Source organism: Tsuneonella flava (genome assembly GCF_002870965.1).
GTDB classification, from domain to species: Bacteria; Pseudomonadota; Alphaproteobacteria; order Sphingomonadales; family Sphingomonadaceae; genus Tsuneonella; species Tsuneonella flava.
In genome coordinates this window covers 45,366-64,335 of the sequence record NZ_PHSO01000001.1, presented here as the reverse complement: position 1 = coordinate 64,335, position 18,970 = coordinate 45,366, and the positions used below count along the sequence as shown (strand labels likewise).

General features: G+C 61.6%; 20 protein-coding genes. 8 read left to right on the top strand and 12 right to left on the bottom strand.

The window, feature by feature from the left end:
• Positions 1-8 precede the first annotated feature (8 nt).
• Entirely contained in the window at positions 9-1,898 is a 1,890-nt protein-coding gene (sppA, locus tag CV013_RS00350) for a signal peptide peptidase SppA (RefSeq protein ID WP_102153288.1), read from the bottom strand.
• 109 nt (positions 1,899-2,007) lie between these two features.
• Between sppA and CV013_RS00345 the strand changes: the two genes are divergently transcribed.
• Both CV013_RS00345 and CV013_RS00340 read left to right on the top strand, forming a co-directional pair.
• The gene (locus CV013_RS00345; RefSeq protein ID WP_190276558.1) at positions 2,008-3,054 is read left to right on the top strand and encodes an aspartate carbamoyltransferase catalytic subunit; all 1,047 of its coding nucleotides are present in this window, start codon (positions 2,008-2,010) and stop codon (positions 3,052-3,054) included.
• Positions 3,051-4,274: a dihydroorotase gene (locus CV013_RS00340; protein WP_102153286.1), complete on the top strand. Its 1,224-nt coding sequence runs from the start codon at positions 3,051-3,053 to the stop codon at positions 4,272-4,274. Before CV013_RS00345 ends, CV013_RS00340 begins: the two co-directional genes overlap by 4 nt.
• Positions 4,275-4,343: 69 nt before the next feature.
• Here CV013_RS00340 and CV013_RS00335 read toward each other — a convergent pair whose 3' ends face one another.
• The 3 genes from CV013_RS00335 to CV013_RS00325 are packed head-to-tail and all read right to left on the bottom strand — an operon-like array spanning position 4,344 to position 7,134.
• Complete coding sequence (locus tag CV013_RS00335; protein WP_102153285.1) at positions 4,344-5,795, bottom strand: SPOR domain-containing protein; 1,452 nt, start codon at positions 5,793-5,795, stop codon at positions 4,344-4,346.
• Positions 5,796-5,820: 25 nt separating this feature from the next.
• Entirely contained in the window at positions 5,821-6,393 is a 573-nt protein-coding gene (locus CV013_RS00330) for a hypothetical protein (protein ID WP_102153284.1), read from the bottom strand.
• 24 nt (positions 6,394-6,417) lie between these two features.
• A complete protein-coding gene (locus CV013_RS00325; RefSeq protein WP_102153283.1) occupies positions 6,418-7,134 on the bottom strand; it encodes a ParA family protein in 717 nt (238 codons plus the stop codon).
• A 238-nt stretch (positions 7,135-7,372) separates the two neighbouring features.
• Between CV013_RS00325 and CV013_RS00320 the strand changes: the two genes are divergently transcribed.
• The 4 genes from CV013_RS00320 (at position 7,373) to bfr (ending at position 10,685) form a co-directional block, all read left to right on the top strand.
• Positions 7,373-8,542, top strand: coding sequence for an SPOR domain-containing protein (locus CV013_RS00320; RefSeq protein WP_102153282.1), 1,170 nt, complete (start codon positions 7,373-7,375; stop codon positions 8,540-8,542).
• Between the two features lie 66 nt (positions 8,543-8,608).
• Positions 8,609-9,877 carry a DUF418 domain-containing protein gene (locus CV013_RS00315; RefSeq protein ID WP_102153281.1) on the top strand — a complete coding sequence of 423 codons (1,269 nt, stop codon included), beginning with the start codon at positions 8,609-8,611 and terminating at the stop codon, positions 9,875-9,877.
• A 30-nt stretch (positions 9,878-9,907) separates the two neighbouring features.
• On the top strand, positions 9,908-10,165 hold the full coding sequence (locus tag CV013_RS00310) for a (2Fe-2S)-binding protein (protein WP_408056990.1): 258 nt from the start codon (positions 9,908-9,910) through the stop codon (positions 10,163-10,165).
• A 37-nt stretch (positions 10,166-10,202) separates the two neighbouring features.
• Entirely contained in the window at positions 10,203-10,685 is a 483-nt protein-coding gene (gene bfr / locus CV013_RS00305; protein ID WP_102153280.1) for a bacterioferritin, read from the top strand.
• Between the two features lie 26 nt (positions 10,686-10,711).
• On the opposite strand, the gene CV013_RS15985 is transcribed toward bfr, so the two are convergent.
• Positions 10,712-11,005, bottom strand: coding sequence for a PilZ domain-containing protein (locus CV013_RS15985; RefSeq protein ID WP_408056996.1), 294 nt, complete (start codon positions 11,003-11,005; stop codon positions 10,712-10,714).
• Between CV013_RS15985 and CV013_RS15775 the strand changes: the two genes are divergently transcribed.
• Positions 10,938-11,090: a hypothetical protein gene (locus CV013_RS15775; RefSeq protein WP_232806537.1), complete on the top strand. Its 153-nt coding sequence runs from the start codon at positions 10,938-10,940 to the stop codon at positions 11,088-11,090. The two genes, CV013_RS15985 and CV013_RS15775, sit on opposite strands and share 68 nt — an antisense overlap.
• 109 nt (positions 11,091-11,199) lie before the next feature.
• Here CV013_RS15775 and CV013_RS00295 read toward each other — a convergent pair whose 3' ends face one another.
• Positions 11,200-12,108, bottom strand: a complete 909-nt coding sequence (locus CV013_RS00295; protein WP_102153278.1) for a LysR family transcriptional regulator — start codon at positions 12,106-12,108, stop codon at positions 11,200-11,202.
• Positions 12,109-12,212: 104 nt separating this feature from the next.
• Here CV013_RS00295 and CV013_RS00290 point away from each other — a divergent pair, with 104 nt between their 5' ends.
• On the top strand, positions 12,213-12,986 hold the full coding sequence (locus CV013_RS00290; RefSeq protein WP_102153277.1) for an SDR family oxidoreductase: 774 nt from the start codon (positions 12,213-12,215) through the stop codon (positions 12,984-12,986).
• A gap of 17 nt (positions 12,987-13,003) precedes the next feature.
• On the opposite strand, the gene bla is transcribed toward CV013_RS00290, so the two are convergent.
• The 6 genes from bla to CV013_RS00260 form a co-directional block, all read right to left on the bottom strand.
• Positions 13,004-13,900 (bottom strand): class A beta-lactamase, encoded by an 897-nt coding sequence (gene bla / locus CV013_RS00285; protein ID WP_102153276.1) that lies wholly within the window; start codon positions 13,898-13,900, stop codon positions 13,004-13,006.
• Positions 13,897-14,361, bottom strand: a complete 465-nt coding sequence (locus CV013_RS00280) for a GNAT family N-acetyltransferase (RefSeq protein ID WP_102153275.1) — start codon at positions 14,359-14,361, stop codon at positions 13,897-13,899. The genes bla and CV013_RS00280 overlap by 4 nt, the downstream gene beginning before the upstream one ends.
• A gap of 345 nt (positions 14,362-14,706) precedes the next feature.
• Positions 14,707-15,621 (bottom strand): RDD family protein, encoded by a 915-nt coding sequence (locus CV013_RS00275; protein ID WP_102153274.1) that lies wholly within the window; start codon positions 15,619-15,621, stop codon positions 14,707-14,709.
• Entirely contained in the window at positions 15,618-16,685 is a 1,068-nt protein-coding gene (locus CV013_RS00270) for a stage II sporulation protein M (protein WP_102153273.1), read from the bottom strand. Before CV013_RS00270 ends, CV013_RS00275 begins: the two co-directional genes overlap by 4 nt.
• Positions 16,682-18,010: a DUF58 domain-containing protein gene (locus CV013_RS00265; RefSeq protein WP_102153272.1), complete on the bottom strand. Its 1,329-nt coding sequence runs from the start codon at positions 18,008-18,010 to the stop codon at positions 16,682-16,684. The genes CV013_RS00270 and CV013_RS00265 overlap by 4 nt, the downstream gene beginning before the upstream one ends.
• Position 18,011: 1 nt before the next feature.
• Positions 18,012-18,968, bottom strand: a complete 957-nt coding sequence (locus CV013_RS00260) for an AAA family ATPase (RefSeq protein WP_102153271.1) — start codon at positions 18,966-18,968, stop codon at positions 18,012-18,014.
• Positions 18,969-18,970 lie beyond the last annotated feature (2 nt).

Below are 18,970 nucleotides of genomic sequence, written 5' to 3'. Positions count from 1 at the left end.
GGTCTGTCTCAATCTATCAATGCGGCCAGCGTTGCCAGCCAGCGTGCCGTCGGGCGCGATTTGCGCGGTTGCACGGCGGGCGCGCATTCGAGGCAATAGGCCTGCATTCCCTGTGCGCGCATCAGCCGTTCCAGATCGCTGCTGACTTGCGCCAGCTGTGCTTGCTGGCGGCCTGCCATCACGGCGACCATGTCCGGGCCGGTCGCAACGGCTGCGCGGCCGTGGGAATCGCCACCCTGAACGATCCGCTTGATGATCGTGTCGTAACGGGTCTGTTCCTTGCCGAGATATTGTGCGTGCCAGTCGCCATCCTTCAGCTTTGCCTGTTTGGCGACCCATTCGAGTGCATCGGGCAGACCGCCGAACTGATCGACCAGGCCGATCTGGCGCGCGGTGCCGCCATCCCACACGCGCCCCTGCGCGATCTTGTCGACCGCCTCTGTCGACATCTTGCGTGACTGTGCGACGCGGGTGAGGAACTGGCGGTATCCGTTTTCGATGCCCGATTGCATGATCGCTTCGATTTCGGGATTGAACCCGCCGATCAGGTCGGGTTGCCCGCTGAGCGCAGTGGTCTGCACGCCATCGGAATAGACGCCATAATCTGCCAGTGTCTTTTCGAATGTCGGAACGACTGCGAAAATGCCGATCGATCCGGTGATCGTAGTGGGTTCGGCAAATATCCGGTCGCCCGGTGTCGAAACCCAGTATCCCCCGCTGGCGGCGAGGTTGCCCATCGATACCGCGACCGGAATTCCCTGAGCCTTCAGACGCAGGATGGCACGGCGGATTTCTTCGCTGGCCATAACCGAACCGCCGGGCGAATCGACCCGTACCACCAGCCCGGCCAGATCGTCGTCGAGCGCATCGTTCAGCAGGCCGGCAATTCGATCACCCCCGGCAACGCCCGGTCCGGCATCGCCATCGACGATTTCACCGGCGATGGTGATGACGCCAATCGGCTTGCCCGGCGTTTCGGGTTCATTATCGGCCAGCCAGGGATCGAGATCGACACTGGCAAATGCACCCGGATCCTTGTTCCACGGATCTTCGCCCACGATCTTGGCAACGCGTTTGCCGAATTCGACCCGGTCGCCCAGCTTGTCGACCAGCCCGGCATTGAGCGCGGCCTTAGCGAAATCGCCGTTGGCCGCCTGAACCCACGCCGCCGGATCTTTGGCAATCTGGTCGATCTTCGCCTTGGGACGGGCCTTGGCGACATCGGCCTTCCATTCGCTCCACAGCGATCCGTACAACTGGGTGTAGTTCTCGCGCGCCGGTTCCGACATGTCGGACCGCAGATAAGGTTCGACCGCGCTTTTATACGTACCGACCTTGAAGACGTGCGGATCGACTTTGAACCGTTTGAGAAGGTCGCCGTAATACAGATGCTTGCCGCCCGGTCCGGCGACAACAGCGCCGCCCATCGGATCGGCCCATACCTCGCTGGCATGGGCGGCCAGCATCACGCCGTCGTCGGTATAGACCGTGGCGAAAGTCAGCACAGGTTTCTTCGCAGCGCGCACCCGGTCGAGTGCGGCGCCAACGGTTTCCATCGCGACCTGACCGCCGCCCATGAAGCGCGACATATCGATCACCACCGCCTTGATCCGATCGTCGTCAGCCGCGGTATCGAGTGCATGGACCAGATCCTGCACATCGAATTCGCCTGCAGGCGCTTCGCCTGAAAGCAGGACGGATAAAGGATTGATGGCCGTTTTTTCCTCAACAATAGAACCGTCGAGATCGAGCAGCAGCGCCCCTTCGCGGACATGGCCGGGGTTGGGCCGCGCAGTCAGGACCATATAGAGAGCGGTGAAAAACAGCAGGAGGAAGACCAGCGAAAGCCCGTCCTTGATAGCGACGAGCAGGTGCCAGACCTTGCGGGCAAACGACATATGCGGATTATTCCCCTGATTCCGATAAGCTGGCGCCCAGCCTATCGGTTCGATGACGTGGGCGCCAGTGTGAAACCGCTTGACCGGCTGACCTCACTCGATCAAGGGCATGACTTCAATGACATCGGCGGAAAAATATCCGGTAGCTGGCGTTCCAGCGGGCCGTTACCCGGCGGGCGCACTGGCGTTCCCGCATCGCGACCTCGTGGCGATCGGGCGGTTGGAACGGCATGAAATCCTCTATCTGCTGGACGAAGCGGAACAGTGGGTGGCGATGAACCGTGGTGCTGACAAGCACACCGATCTGCTGGCCGGGCTTACTGTCATCAATGCCTTCTTCGAAAATTCCACCCGCACGCTGTTGAGTTTCGAGATTGCGGGCAAGCGGCTGGGGGCGGATGTCGTGAACATGCATGCCGCGCAGTCGAGCGTGAAGAAGGGCGAAACGCTGATCGATACCGCGATCACGCTGAATGCCATGCGGGCCGATGCGATCGTGATCCGTCACGGCAGTTCGGGTGCGGTCGAACTGATTGCCGAACAGGTCGATTGCCCGGTGCTCAATGCCGGGGATGGGCAGCATGAACACCCGACGCAGGCGCTGCTCGATGCGCTGGCGTTGCGCCACGCTCTCCGCGAGCGAGGGCACACGGCCGACGATTTCACGGGCCTTTCGGTAACGATCTGTGGCGATGTGCTGCACAGCCGGGTGGCGCGGTCGAACATGCTGTCCTTGCAGGCGATGGGCGCCAGCGTGCGTGTCTGCGCGCCGCCGTCGCTGATGCCTGCCGATGTCGACGCGATGGGGGTGGAGATATTCCACGATTTCGACGCGGCATTGGCCGGGGCGGACGTGGTGATGATGCTCAGGTTGCAAAACGAAAGGATGAGCGGCCAGTTCATACCCAGCCCGCGCGAATACCGGCACCTTTATGGGCTGAGCAAAGCGCGGCTGGAACTGGCAGCGCCCGATGCGCTGGTGATGCATCCCGGCCCCATGAACCGCGGGATCGAAATCGATAGCGACGTAGCCGACATGGCCGAACTTTCGATCATTACCCGGCAGGTGGAAATGGGCGTGGCGATCCGTATGGCCTGTCTCGACGTGCTGACCCGCCGCCGACGCGGGCTGGCAGGATGGGGAGACGCGGCATGAAACAGGCGCGACCCCTCGCGATTACCGGCGGCAGGCTGGTCACTGCCGATGGCGTGCGCGATGGCGCGCTGCGACTGGCGGATGGGATCATCGCCGGGTTCGAAGGTCCGCACGATGGCGACGAGATTGTCGATGCCAAAGGGGCGCTGGTCATCCCCGGTCTGGTCGATCTGGGCGTTTTCGCTATCGACAAGGAGGCATTCCATTTCGGCGGGATCACCCGTGCGGCGCTGATGCCCGATCAGAACCCGCCGCTCGATTATCCGGCGCGGGTCAACTTCATCGCCAAAAGCGGGAAACCGGACCTGTGGGTCCATCCCCTTGCAGCGGCGACTGCCGGGCTGGCGGGCACGGAACTGGCTGAAATAGCGTTGATGCGCGAAGCGGGCGCAGTCGCGGTGGCAACCGGGCGGCGATGGATCGCGGATTCGGGCGTGATGCTGCGGCTGCTGCAATATGCCGCGATGCTGGATATGGTGGTGGTCAGCCATGCGGAAGATGCCGGTCTGACGGGTAAGGCCGTGGCTACCGCGGGCGAAATCGCCACGCGGCTGGGACTGCCTTCTGCGCCCTCGCAGGCCGAAGCGCTGGCGGTGGCGCGCGATATCGCGCTGGCCGAACTGGCCGGGGCGCGGCTCCATATCCGCCAGGTGACGACACGTGCTGCCCTCGATCTGGTGCGCGCTGCGAAGGCGCGCGGGGTTGCGGTAACAGCGGGTGTGACGCCGGCGCATTTCATGCTGTCTGATCTCGCGACGATGGATTTCCGCACCTTTGCCCGCCTGTCGCCTCCGCTCCGCTGCGAGGATGATCGCCATGCTGTGCGAGAGGCGCTGGCTGATGGTACGATAGATGTCATTTCCAGCGGCCACGATCCGCGCGGCCCGGAAGATAAACGCCTGCCGTTTGCCGATGCCGAACCGGGGATGGCCGGAGCTGAAACGCTGCTGGCGATGACATTGACGCTGGTGCGGGACGGGATCGTCGATCTGCCGCGCGCGGTCGAATTGCTGGCGACCAACCCGGCGCGCATCCTTGGCGTCAATGCCGGTAGTCTTGCTACCGGGTACGAAGCCGACGTTGCGCTGGTCGATCCCGAACGCCCGTGGATTATCGACCGCCGCAAAATGGCCGCCAGTGCTGGCAACACCCCGTTCGACGGGCAACCGACGCAAGGCCGGGTCACCGCGCTTTACAAAGGCGGCGTCGCAGTCGGCTGAAACGAAATCGGCCCCTCCCGGTCGATTAGCGGGAAGGGCCGATCTTCGGTGGTCTGTTGAATGGTGGGTTTAGCGGCTGGCCATGCGGATGCCGTTGTTCACTGCGCCGGGCAACGGCTTGCCCTGGGCCCATTTGAAGCAACCCTGACCGCGCGCTTTCATGGTGGAGCACAGGCTGTTGGCGCCTGCGCTGGCAAAGCCGCCTGCCGATACGCGGTAGTAGTGCTTGCCCCGGATATTCGCTTCGGTGATGACCATGTCGTAGTTCGCCAGTTCGGGATAGCGTTTGGCATAGACGCCCCATGCACGGCGCGCGCCCTGTTCGCTGAGGAACGAGCCGAGCTGGATCAGATGGTCGCCGTTGCCCAGTTGGGCTTTCCGGCTGGCGATGCGATCTTGCTGCGATTTCGGAGCGACCGCTCCGAAGCGGGCGGGGGTCCGCTGGACAACCGGTTTCGACGCAAATGCGACGGCGGCTTCCATCATCTGCGGTGCGCTGGCCCCAACGGGTGCTTTGGCTGAGAAAGCCGTTTCGAACGTGCGCGGGTGTGCCGGTTGAGGCTCTGCGATTGCGAGTGCCGGAGCGGGTTCTGCCGGAGCTGCGCTAGCAACCTGTGCCGGGCGGGGCGTCGCGGCGCTCCGATTGAGTGCGGGAAGTTCACCGCCGCCGTGCGCCATCACGGTTTCAGAAACCGGAGCTCTGGCCTGAACTGGAACGGCATCGTTCGCGGACGCCATCTGTGTCTCGGGCGCGGCATAGGCGGCGGCTTCCGCTGCGAGCTGTTCGGCATTCGGGTGATTGCCCAATGCCAGCTGTACCGGCTGCCCCGGATCGGCCGCGTTGGCTTTGGTGCCGAGCAGAGTGGCCACCCGTGTATTGGCATCTTCCGGGCGCGCCATAGCGGCCCACTTGGTCATCCGGGCGTTTAGCTGATCGCCGGGAACATCCTGCCCCGCCATCAGGCGCGCGGCCTGCCAGTTACCGGCCAGCGCATAGGCATAGGCGAGGTTCTGGCGGGTTTTCGGGGTGTTGTCGCCAGAACGGATTGCATTGGCGAGGATCTGAACCCCCTGATTAGGATCGCCTGCCAGCGCCATCGCCAGGCCCAGATCGGCGGCGGGAATACTGTCGCGCCAGTCGATCAGCACGGCGCGCGCGCTTTGCTGTTGCCCGGCGGCAGAGGCGGCGAGGGCATAGCTGAGCGCGGTGCGCGGGCTGGTATCGCCCAGCTTCATCGCATCGTCGAAACTGGTCATCGCCGAAGCGAAGCGACCCGCTTCGAGATAGGCAGAGCCAAGCGTGGCCCGATATGTGGGATTGCGCCCATCGGCCAGAACAGCGGCCTCGGCGTGTTCGATTGCTTTGTCAGCCTTGCCTTTCTTCAGCGCGAGTTCGGCCTGACTGGCCGACAGATCGGCGCGCGGCGCGGCTTTCGTCGTGCAGCCGGCGAGCGCCATTGAGGCGAGCGCGGTTCCGGCGACAAGAGCCATCGTGCGAGAAGTGCGGTTGGTGCGGATCATGGTATTATCCCCTTGGGTAATCCTGTCAGCGATGCTTGACTTGAGCAGCGAGTGTTTCGATTTCGGGCATTTTAGCGATCAGTGCATCGAGTGCTTCGGTCACAAGCTGCTGGGCGCTGCAATTGTTGATCGTGCTCGCCAGCTTCAGTTTCAGATGGCGTTCGGCATCCAGTCGCAAAGTGAAGGCGACGCGTTTGCCCGGCTTGTTTCCCTTGGTGTCGGTATGGCGAATGCCAGCAACAACGCGGGCCAGTTCGGCCTGCTGTTCCACCACAAACGGACGACGCACGTCGCTGGCAGGATCGTTGAGCTGGCGTTCGGCGGCGCGATCGTTGGCCTGTGCTTCGGCTTCCGCATCTGGATTGTGCGGGGCCGGGGTGAGATAGATCGGTTCGGCGGGCGCGGGCGCGGGTGCAGATTCCTCACCCATGTCGTTCCAGCCAAGATCTTCCAGCGTTTCTTCATTACCGGAGAATGTGGACGGTGCGACGTGCGGCATCGACGCCATCATCGCGTGCTGCGGCCGCATAGCTGGTTTCGCACCGCCCTTGCGAGCGAGCAGCGAGGGACTGAGCGAGGCGAAGTTAGCGTCGACCATATTTGGCGATCCTTCCCGCGCGCGTTACTGGGCAACGCGGCGGCCGAAGCCACCTTGCGCGCGATTGATGCCTGGAATGGCTGACAGCGAATTGGGTGCGGCGAAGACTGTACGGCGGAAGTTCTTTTCCAGCCTGTCGGAGACATAATTCCACAAGGCGGCAACCTCTGCGGCGGAGCGCCCTTCGGGATCGACTTCCATCACGGTGCGCCCATCGATCATGGATGCGGCGAAATCGGTGCGATGGTGCAATGTGACCGGCGCGACTGTGCCATGCTGGCTGAGCGCAACCGCAGCTTCGGATGTGATCCGGGCTTTCGGCGTCGCAGCGTTGACTACGAAGACAAGAGGCTTGCCAGCACGTTCGCACAAATCGACTGTGGCACCGACAGCACGCAGATCGTGGGGGCTGGGGCGCGTGGGCACGACGATCAGTTCGGCAACCGAAATCACCGACTGAATTGCCATTGTGATCGCGGGCGGGGTATCGATTACCGCCAGTTTGAAGCCTTGCTGGCGCAGAATCTGCAGATCCGACGCGAGGCGTGCCACGGTTGTCTGGGCAAAGGCCGGGTATTCCGCCTCCCGTTCGTTCCACCAGTCGGCCAGCGAACCTTGCGGATCGATATCGATGAGCACGACCGGGCCTGCACCGGCGCGTTGCGCCTGCACCGCCAGGTGTCCCGACAGGGTGGTCTTGCCCGATCCCCCTTTTTGCGAAGCCAATGCCAGAACGCGCAAGGCTGTTCCCCCTGAATTGCCATTTGCCAAGGCGCACTGCACGCCTTCCACAGAGGGAAATCGCACTTCAGCCCTAATATTGAGTTAACGCCGCCTCAGCGGGGGCCTGCCCGTTACGAGGGGATTCCCAGCCCAAGTGGGAAAATTATGCGTGGCAGAAACCTTTTGCTAACGCGCTGTTCACTATGCCAGTCTCTCGAATGACCGGGCAACGCGCATCAGAGGGGGCGCATCCGCAATGAAGCCGATCTGGCACTACACAATTTTCGCCGCAGCCGGGCTGTCTCTGTTTGCCGCTCAGCCTGCGCTGGCCGATGTTAAGGCCGGGGTCGATGCCTGGTCTGCGGGTGACTATGCACGGGCTGTCGCGGAATGGCGCGAGCCTGCCGCCAAAGGCGATCCCGATGCATTGTTCAATATGGCGCAGGCCTATCGCCTTGGGCGCGGAGTGGCGGTCGATCTTAAAAAGGCACAGGCGCTGTACGCGCAAGCCGCTGCCAAAGGGCATCTGAAGGCTGCCGATAACTATGGGCTGCTGCTGTTTCAGGATGGCAAGCGTCGGGAAGCCATACCGTATATCGAAGCCGCTGCCGGTCGCGGCGATCCGCGGGCGCAATACCTGCTGGGCATCGCGCACTTCAACGGCGATCTTGTCCCCAAGGACTGGGAGCGTGCCTATGCCTTGCTAACGCTGGCTAACGGTGCGGGGTTGCCGCAGGCCAGGCCAGCGTTGCAGCAAATGGACGAATATGTCCCGCTGGCGCAACGACAGGCGGCGCAATCGCTGGCCATCAAGATGCGGCAAGACGCCGACGCGACCCGCGCCAGCCAGATGGCAGCCGCCGATCTGGCTGCCGACGTCCCTGCCGAAACACAGGTCGCCAGTGCGGTGCCCTCGGTGCTGCCAAACCAACGCCCGCCTCAACCGGTGGAGAGCGTTGCTGTGCCGCCATCGCGGCCTGAGATGCCCGCGGTGACACAAGCTCAGGCGGCTGTCGCTGAAGCGATGCGCGCCACTGGCACGGAAAGCCCGGCGCATGCCGGAGCTGACTTCGCTATGCATACCCCGGCAGCCGCGCCGAAACCGGTGGCGCGGGCGATACCCAGACCAGCGGAAGCCGCACCGCCATCTGCCCCGGCCCCGAAACCGGCCCCGAAACCGGCACCGGCTGTGCAGCAGAATGGCCCCTGGAAAGTGCAGCTTGGGGCATTCTCCGTCGCTGCCAATGCGGACAAGCTGTGGTCGCGCATCGGTGACCGTGGGGTGCTGTCCGGCAAAACCAAAATCACTGCGCCCGCTGGCCGTTTGACACGGTTATTGGCCGGTGGCTGGCCGACAAGAGCTGCCGCGCAATCGGCGTGTAACGCGCTGAAGGCGGCAGGGCAGGGATGTATTGTCACCCGCTGATATCGATCAGAGGTATTTTCTCCGCGCGATAACCTGATACGTGCAGCGCTGAGGCGCGGAGAGAGTATGGCAGACGATATTTCCGCAGCGGATACTCCGCTTCCAGCATCCAGCGCGCAACAACCCATCGGCTATTCACGTCTGGAAAGCCTCGACTTCACCCGTGGGGTCGCGGTGATGGGTATCCTTGCGGCCAATATCGTCGGGTTCGGTCAGCCGTTTCTGGCTTATACCTGGCCTGGCGGTTTCGCGACACCGCTCCATGCCTATGACAACTGGCTATGGCTGGCCCAGTTCGTGCTGATCGACGGGAAAATGCGCGGGCTGTTCACTCTGCTTTTCGGGGCCGGTCTGGTGCTGTTCATGGACCATGCCGAGCGGCGCGGTGACAGCGGATGGCGGCAGGTGCGCCGTCTGACGGGCCTGATGCTGTTCGGTCTGGCGCACTATTTCCTGTTGTGGCGCGGAGATATCCTCACCGCCTATGCGGCTTGCGGGATTGTTGCGCTGCTGTTCCTCCGCTTGAGGGCAGAGGCGCTACTGGCTGTCGGGCTGATCGGGTATTTCGCCGGTGCGCTGGTCTATAGCGCGCAATTTGGCGCGCTGTGGGCAGATTGGGCGCCGGGCGGGGTATCGCTCAGTGCCGAGCTGGAAGAATTGCTGGCGCAGGAGCGTGCCGACGGTGCCGCCGAACTGCTGATCGCACGCAATGGCAGCTATTTCGAATATGTCGAACATGCCGTGCACGCCCATGCGAGCGAATGGTTGCTGATGATCGCGCAAGTGTGGCTGGAAACGCTGCCGCTGATGCTGATTGGAATGGCGCTCTACCGTTTCGGTCTGTTCGATGGCTCTGTCGCGCGACGCACCCAGCTACGCTGGGGATGGATCGGCGTGGCGACAGGCTCGCTTGCAACTGCTGCGCTGGGCCTGTGGGTGATGCGCGACGGGTTGAGCTATAGCGGATCGCTGTTTGCGTTCCTCGGCCCCTCGGCATTCACCCGTCTGCCGGTGGTGGTTGGGCTGGCCGCTCTGCTGGCGGTGGCCGGGCAGCACGTGCATGGCCGATTGGGGCGGCGGACTATCGCGGCGGGGCGGATGGCGTTCTCCAATTATATCGGCACATCGCTGGCGATGCTGTTCGTGTTCCAGCCGCCGGGCCTGCGACTGTTCGGTCAGCTGAACCGCGTGGAACTGTACGTAGTCGTGTTGTTTGGGTGCGGGGCTATGCTCGCGTGGTCGAAATGGTGGCTCGCGCGCTTTAACTACGGACCTCTCGAATGGGCCTGGCGATGCATGACCTATGGCCACGGATTTCCACTGAGACGACACTAGGGCTTGCTATTGCGATTTACTCGCATTAGCTTGCGAGTCGTCACATGGGAGAACTTCGTGTACACCTGCATCTGCAACGCCATCCGTGAATGCGACTTGCGCCGCGCCGCGCGCCGGTGTGGCGGCGATGCCGAACAGGTCTATGCCGAATTGGGCAAGCGGCCCCAGTGCGGCCATTGCCTGGACGAGGCCGAGGAAATCCTGTTCGAAGAGCGTGCCCCGACTCTGGGCGCGATGTCTTCCGGCTACGCTACGGGACAGTCGCAGCTTGCCCGCTCCGCCTCCTGACGTCTAAGCTGTCGACAACGCAGCACAGGAGACAGCGATGAAGGGTGACGAAAAAGTCATCGAGTTCCTCAACAAGGCACTGACAAACGAACTGACCGCAATCAATCAGTACTGGCTGCACTATCGTGTGCTGGCCGATTGGGGCGTGACGAAGCTCGCAGAATACGAACGCCACGAATCCATCGACGAAATGAAACACGCCGATGTTCTGGCCGAGCGTATCCTGTTTCTGCAGGGCCTGCCGAATTTTCAGGCGATCCACAGGCTGAAGGTCGGTGAAACGGTAGAGGAAATCCTGCGGGCCGATCTGGCTGTGGAGATGGAAGCGATTCCTCTGCTCAAGGATGCGATCGCCCATTGCGAAACCGTGCGCGATTATACCAGTCGTGAGATATTTGAACGAATTCTGGAAAGCGAGGAAGATCACGTCGACTTTCTCGAAACTCAGTTCGACATGATCGAGCGGATGGGCTTGCAGAATTACGTGCAATTACAAAGCAAACCGGCTGGAAGCGATTGAAATTACGGGTGCCGGGCGCGTGCGATTTAGCGCGCCCGGGCCCAATGCCATATGCCCTTGGGCATCGGCCGCGATGTGTCACTCCGCACACTTTGGCCAAGACCGGAATTGCCTGTTAGTTCAGCTATATCGATTGGCTCGAAAGCGCGAATGCCAGCGCGCGACCGGCTGTTCCAGACCACTTCGCCTTGCATATTCCATCCTCGATGCCGAAGCTCAACGATCGAGCCGACTTCGGGTGGAGACTGCGTTTTGATCATCAAACCCGATGTCGATACATTGGCGATCGATGCATCGGCCCAGTCATTGTTGCGACGAATCTTCGCCTTGATGAAAGCGGCTTTTCGTGGAGCTCTGTTGGCATTTCTGCTCATCGGATCACTGTTTTTTGCGACGTGTGGATGAGCGTATGAGGATTGGTCTAAATTTGGATACAAAGCGGGGCTGGGGAAAATACTATATTTCAATGTCCTGGTGCCGAGACTGAGCGTGTTCTGCGACGTGCTCTATCATTTCATTGTGTGCTTAGAATCTCGCGACGGACGAGCGATTCCAGCCAATCGGCAAATATCAGCACCCGTCTGGTCCTCTCGCGACGGCGGGGAAAGAGGAGGTTCATGGGCATGGACTCTGCGCGAAATTCAGGCATGATTTCAACGAGGTTACCTCGGGCGATCGAGTCCTGTACGTCATATGCCGGGATTTGGATTATGCCTAAACCAGCATGGCAGGCGGCGATCATGGCCTCGGCATTGTTCACCGTCAGCCGCCCGCGAACGGGCTGTGTATATAGCTGACCGCTGGCAACCCATTCAAAGTGTTCGACCCGCCCGGTGTTGGGCGAAGCAAACAACACCATGCTGTGATCCGACAAATCAGCCGGGATGCATGGGGTTCCGTGACGCGCCAGATAGTCCGGGCTGGCAACATTGATCAGTTTCACCTCGCCGATTTGGCGCGCGACGAGGAAGCTGTTTTCAGGAGTACCTACGCGCAAGACGCAATCGACACCTTCCTCAATCAGATCGGTAGAGCGATCGGTGATACCCATTATTACATCGATTTCAGGATGTTGGGCGAGAAATTCGCCAATGGCCGGGGCTACGATCAGTCGACCGACCCGACCGGGCAGATCGACCCGGATGCGACCGCTCAGGCCGCGTTGCGCGGCGGTGAACATATTGCTGAGATCGTCGAATTCTTCGATCAGCGGCTGGCATCGTTCGTAGCATTCAAGCCCATCCTGCGTTGGGGAAACCTTGCGCGTCGTGCGATGAAGCAGGCGCGTTCCGACGATCCGTTCAAGTTCTTGAATTGCCAAAGAAACCGACGATCGCGGCATAGTCAGCCGATCTGCGGCACGCGTGAAGCTGCCACATTCCACGACGTGGCAGAACACATTGAGCAATTCTATCCGGTCCATCGCTCATTGTTCCAAATATACAACATATGAAGTCAAGAAAGCTCATTTATCCAGCAATGATAAACAGCGAAACGGATGTCAGTACATAACAGGAGACATTCAGAATGGCCGATCATTCAATCAACGGGAAGACCGTGCTCATTGCAGGCGGCGCCAAAAATCTGGGCGGATTGCTCGCCCGAGATCTGGCGGAGCGGGGGGCGAGCTCTGTTGCTATTCATTATAACAGCGATCCGGCAAAGGCGGCAGCCGAAGAAACAGCCGCGGCGATCGAAGAGGCAGGTGCAAAAGCACATACCTTTCAAGCTGATCTGACGACGGCCGGTGCGATGGAGCAATTGTTTGCCGATGCCGTTGCGGCGATGGGCCGCATCGATGTCGCTGTGAACACAGTCGGTAAAGTGCTGAAAAAGCCGATGCTCGAAACAACCGAAGACGATTATGACAGCATGAGCGCAGTCAATGCCAAGTCCGCGTTTTTCTTCCTGAAAGAGGCAGGAAAGCATGTCAGCGATAATGGGAAAATCTGCACTTTGGTGACCTCTCTGCTGGGCGCGTACACGCCGTTTTACGCGACCTATGCCGGCAGCAAGGCTCCGGTTGCGCATTTCACGCGTGCAGCATCGAAAGAGTTTGGCGAACGCGGAATTTCTGTGACCGCCATTGGTCCGGGCCCGATGGATACGCCGTTCTTTTATGGGCAGGAATCATCGGAGGCGCAGGCCTATCACAAGAGTGCGGCGGCGCTTTCACCATTTTCGAAGACGGGCCTGACCGACATCGAGGATATCGTTCCGTGGATTCGCTTTTTGATTACAGAGGGTTGGTGGATGACCGGTCAGACGATACTCGTCAATGGCGGTTATACCACCAAGTAGCCTCGTATTTCTGACACTTAATCCCCCGCAAATTGCCTGATGACACCGCCGACCTGCGACATCGCAGCGTCGGCCATCGGGCTAGGCGGGCCGACCGTGGTGGCGCGGTGATATGTGGCGAACACAATCGGCGCGCCATCGCTCGGTATCGCGAATCCAATATCGGCAGAGACTCCCTGCATTCCGGGTGGCGAGCCGGAAAAGCCGGTCTTGTCGCCTGCGACCCATTCGGCTGGTAACCCGGCTCGCACTTTCTTGGTGCCGGTCTGCGTTTCGCGCATCCATTGTTGCAAAGTCTGCGCTGCTTGCGGAGCCACGCCGCCGCCGAACAGGATTTTGGCCAGAGTGCGCGCCATTGCATCGGGCGTAGTGGTATTTTCCAATCTGCCGGGCAGCACAACATTGAGCAGCGGCTCGATGTTATCCAGCCGCGAGACATCGTCCCCCAGACTGCGCCAGAATTGCGTCAGCACCGACGGGCCGCCGACAGCGCCGAGCACGAGATTGGCAGCTGTGTTGTCCGACAGAACCTGCGCTGCGCGGGCAAGTTCGCGGATCGTCGCACCGGTGGCCAGCCGTTCTTTCGCGAACGGCGCGTAGGATTGCAGATCGCTTTCCCGCCAATGCAAAACTTTATCGAGATCGAGCGCACCCTTTGCTGCGCGATCGAGCGCGAGCGCGGCAAGGCTTGCTTTGAAGGTGGAGCACATGGCGAAACGTTCGCCGGAATTGTGGCCGATGGCCTGGCCATCCGCTGTATTCAGCAGCATCACCCCCAGTGTGCCGCCGCTACCCACTTCGATCAGGCGTAGCTTTGCCGTCAGCCTGCCGGATGTGTCCTGTTGCAACGGAACGCAGGCACCAGCGATGAGCGCGCCAGCCCCGGCGAGAGTGGTGCGGCGATTGAACTTCATAAGGTGCGTTCCATGCAGATACTAAAATCGTCGGAAACATAGTCGCCGAATGCGGGGCATTGGGCAAACCCGTTGCGGGCGTATAGTGCCCGCGCAGCGTCGAACGGAGCAGCATTTCCGGTTTCCAGACCCAGCCATCCCATCCCGCGATGCCGCGCTTCGGCAATCAGGTGGTCGAGCATGGCGCGCCCCGCACCTTTGCCGCGATAGGCGGGGGCGGCGCGCATCGATTTCAATTCCCCCCTGCCACCGCCGAGATCCTTCAGTGCGCCAACGGCGGCCAGCATGTCGCCATCCCATGCCGAATAAAATGCCACATCGTCGGCCCGCAGACGTTCGGCAGGCATCGCATGCACTTTGCAGGCTGGCGACCACTGATGCATCTCGTTCAGATGCAGTTGCAGCAGGTCGAGCACGGCCTGATCGCAAAGCGGATCGGGATGAATGGAATAACGGGGCATTGTGTGTTGATCTTTGTGGTCGATTCTGGGGAGTGTGGACGCGTAGTTAGTGGTTTTTCTCGGCTGGTGTGTGCCTTTTCGGTTAGTGCCTCAGCTCCGGTTCGAGGAGCATTTCCTGTGCTTACTTATCTATTCGCGATTGTGCGAACACAGCAGGCGACCTGCGACGCGAGGGCTGGCATGCAGTGGCGGCGAGGTGCGGTCCGTGGATTGCCACGTCGCTGCGCTCCTCGCAATGACGCGGGGAAGGGGAGGCTGAATGAGAATCGTTGGTCCTGTCTGCCTTATTTTGGCCGGGAACCGAGGGGCAACGAATGCTATGGTGAATTTCGTTTCCGCCCCTCGCTAACTGAACTTGTCCGCCTTGCGCCTGCCGAAACGCATGTCATTTTCAAGCCGGGCGCGTAGCTGAGCATAGAATGCCTCCAGAAAGGCGCGTTCATCGCCTGCGCCGGGGGTCCAGCCGATTTTGCGACAGATCGCCGCGTGCACCGCTTCCATCGCTTCGGCCTGATTGTCGCGCAGCACCCGTTCCAATGTCTGCAATTCGTATTCGCCGTAGATCGACAATTCCTCATCCCCGAAGCGGTATGTTGCCCCGGTCACTTCGCTGGCGCCGTGCGCGCCCCCTTCCACCGAAAGCGCGCGTGCCAGTTTTGTGCGGGGCGCTTCAACTACCCATGTTCCGGCAATCAGATCGCCAGCGCGCAACGCATCGCGGTTGAAGAACGGGAACAGCGCGAAAATAAGGAACCACGCCGTTGCGGCCATCGCCGCAGGGCCGCCCGCACCGGTAGGCGCCATCAGCACGAGGATCAGCGGCATAAACAGTTCGATATCGCGCAGCAGATTGCGGGCGATCACTGCTTCCGGCGTCAACCGACCCGCGCTGCCTGCGGCGTTGGGGCGAGCGGCAACGCGGATACCGACGATCCGTTTGCCGGGGGTTGCCCCGCGCGGGCCCAGTTCGAACGCCATGAAATATCCGTTCCACGCGATGAACCAGAATATGGTCCACAACACCGCCAAAAACTCGCCGGCGCCGTCGCCACCTTCCATCTCGCGCAAGGGCAGGCCGATGTAAGCCATCGCTATTGTTACTGCGATGGTGCCAACCAAAAGGATCAGATAGTCTAATATCAGCGCACCGATCCGGGCCGACCGTGATCCGACGATAAAGGGCAGCGCCAATCCTTCGGGCGTCAGTACAGTGCGTTGCCGCTTGGCAATAAACGCAGACTGCCGGTCGCGCACGTTCATCGCTCTGCACTCGGCGGAACGCGGCGGAATGCGAAGAAATAGGCGCACCAGATCACCAGCATCGAGCCGCCAATCGCAAGGCGTTCCAGCGTATCGCCCACCAGTTGCCGGGCAAACCCTTCCAGCAGGGCAGCGACGATCAGCATCATCACCACCCCTGCCATCACGATGGCCGCGCGCCGCCCGCTTTCCGCCGCAGCCGCCATGACCGAGCGGCCGCCGGGAAACGCCATCGAACGCCCCACGTGCAGGCCAGCAGCTCCGGCCAGCAGGATGGCAAACAGCTCAGTCGTTCCGTGAACCGAAAGCCATGCGGCGAAATCCAGTGTCAGCCCTCGCGTGGAAAACAGCCACAGCATCGCGCCGAGTGTGGCCATTTCTTTCAGAAGGATCATCAACGTCGGTATGCCAAATGCAAATCCCAGCGCGAATGCGAGGATCGATACGCTGGCGTTGTTCTGGAACAGATAGGCGGCAAAGCCTGACAAGCCGCCCGCGCTATCGGTGGTGGATAGCGATTCCATCAATACTTCGCGCGATGCGCCCGGTATGCGGGTGTCGGCGAACTGGCTGGGGACGAGGGAGAAATACCAATCCTGATCGCCGCTGACCAACAGCCACCCGGTCGCTACCCCGGCGACCATCACGGCCAGCGCAACCAGAATTTCCGGCCAGATTTCACGTATCGCTCTGCTCAGCCCACCGCCGAGAAATCCGGCGAGCCATCGTACAAAGCCCTGTCGTGGGCCATAGACCTGAAACCACGCCCGCTGCACAAGCGATTCGAGATAGGCGATTGTCGCGGAATCGAGCGAAGTTTCGCGCGCCACCGCCAGGCTGGATGCAGCGGTACGATACAGCGCAGGCAAGGCCAGCACGTCATCGTCGGACAGGCTGCGCAGGCGCCCCTTTTCCATTGCAGTAATGATTGTGTCGAGCCGCTGCCATTCGCTTTCGCGCGCCAGCCGGAACCTGTCCGAACGCAGTGCGGCCGCTTCGATATCGGGTGGCGGGCTGGCATCCTGTTTTCGGCCGAACAGGCCGCTGAGGGTAGGGGCCTTCATCCGATTGCTCCACTGCGTTTGACGGCCAGATAAGCATCGATCAGGCGGTAGCCGATCCGATCCCACGGTGCCTCGATCACATCGATCCCCATCTGGCGCAGGCGTTGCAGTACCAGAGCGCGCTGGCGCGACAGGGTATCGGCGGTGACTGCCTTCGCCAGATTATCGAGCGTATCGGGTTCGGCGCCTTCCATATCGGACAGCTCGCTGTCGGCAATGGTGACGAACAGCACCAGATGGTGATCGACCAGTCGACCAAGGCTTTCGATCATGATTTCTGCCCCGGTCGGGTCGGTGAAATCGGAAAACACCACTACCATGCTACGCCGCTGCAATCGGCTGGACAGTGTCGCCAGCGCCAGTGTGAAATTGGGCTCTTCGCTGTGATAATCCAGCGCGGCAGCGGCGGCTTGCAAACGGTGGAACTGACGGGTTTCGCCGTAAAACGGAGTGGCGATTTGCGGGCGGGCGGTAAATCCGAACAGCGACACGCGGTCACCGCCTTTCAGCGCGACATAAGCAGCGGTCAGCGCAGCAGAAACGGCGCGGTCGATACGCGGCAGGCCATCGACCGGCTCGCACATAGCCTGACCGCAATCGAACGCGAACACGATCTGGTTGTTGCGCTCGCTTTCGTTTTCGCGGGCATAGAGGCGGGTGTGGCGCGCGCTGGCCTTCCAGTCGATCCGGCGGCGATCCATGCCGGGTTCGTATTCGCTCAGCGCTTCGAATTGTGTGCCTTCGCCTCGAATACGGCGGGCGATCAGGCCGAACTGGGCGTCGCGCAGGAAATGTTGCAGCGCCGGGCTGCGGACTGGCGACAGATCGGGCCAGATGCGGATAGCGTCATCCAGGTCGTGCTGCATCTGCCGCGACCCCAGACCCAGTGGGCCATTCCAGCGCAGCCAGATCCGGCCGAGCGTGGCAGTGCCGCGTCGGTTGGGGGTGAGCGCGATGTCGCCTTGCCAGGTATCGTTCCCTTGATCGGGCTGCAGGGCCACAAATGCCCGGCCACTGTCTGCCAGACGAGAATCGAATTCCAGCGCGGCCTCGACGGCGCCGCCGCCAGCGCGGGCGGACAGGTCGGCCAACACCTGCACGTGCAGCGGCTCCCCCACTTCGCAATCGTGCGGAGCGATCACGCGCCAATCGTTGAGCCGACCGGCCACCAGCGCATCGAGCACGATCACCACCAGTAATGCTACACCTGCTGCGGGCGCGACCACCCATGCAGCGGGCGCCGCGGCTGCGATCAACAGGGCCACCGGCGCGGAGAGCGCGGCAATCCAGGCCGCACGGGCAGTTGGGACAAGCGGCAGCTTCACCTCAGCGCGGAGCCTCGGTCGATTCGACCATTTCGGCCACCAGCGTTTCGACTTCGCGCCCCTCGATTTCGGCAGCAGGACTGAGCACGAGGCGGTGGCGCAGCACAGCCACGGCCAGCGCTTTTACATCGTCGGGGATCACATAATCGCGCCCTTCCAGCGCAGCGCGTGCACGCGCGGCATTTGCCAGTTGCACAGCCGCGCGCGGCGAGGCCCCGCTACTGAGATCGGCATTATCACGCGTGGCGCGAACCAGCCGCACGACATAATCGACGATTTCCCCGGCCACTGTCACCTGATCGAGCGCTGCGGTCGCTTGTCCGATTGTTTCGCCATTGGCGACGGCAGCGATGCCGAAGTCCGCTGGGCGTTGCGGCCCTTGCCGCTGACCGAAGCGCGCAACAATCGCGGCCTCTTCCTCTGAGGAGGGATAGGGCACCAGCAGCTTGAACAGGAACCGGTCGAGCTGTGCTTCGGGCAGAGGATAGACGCCCTGATTTTCAATCGGGTTCTGGGTGGCGACGACCATGAAATGTTCGGGCAAAGCATGGGTTTCGCCGTCCAGCGTCACGCGGCGTTCCTGCATCGCTTCCAGCAAAGCGGCCTGGGTTTTGGGCGGGGTGCGGTTGATTTCGTCGGCCAGCAGCAGATCGCAGAAGATCGGCCCACGCGTCAAAGTGAACTGGCTGGTCTGAAAATTGAACAGGTTGGAACCGAGAATGTCGCCCGGCAGCAAATCAGGCGTGAACTGAATACGCCCGAAATCGAGGCCCAATGCAGTGGCGAAACATTGCGCCAGAAATGTCTTCGCCGTTCCGGGCGGCCCTTCCAGCAACACGTGCCCTTCGGCCAGCAGCGCGACCAGCAGGTGTTCGACGGTTTCATCCTGCCCGACAACGGCCTTGGCCACTTCGGCGCGGATCGCATCGGCAAGGGTGCGAACCTCGGGGAGGGTCATGG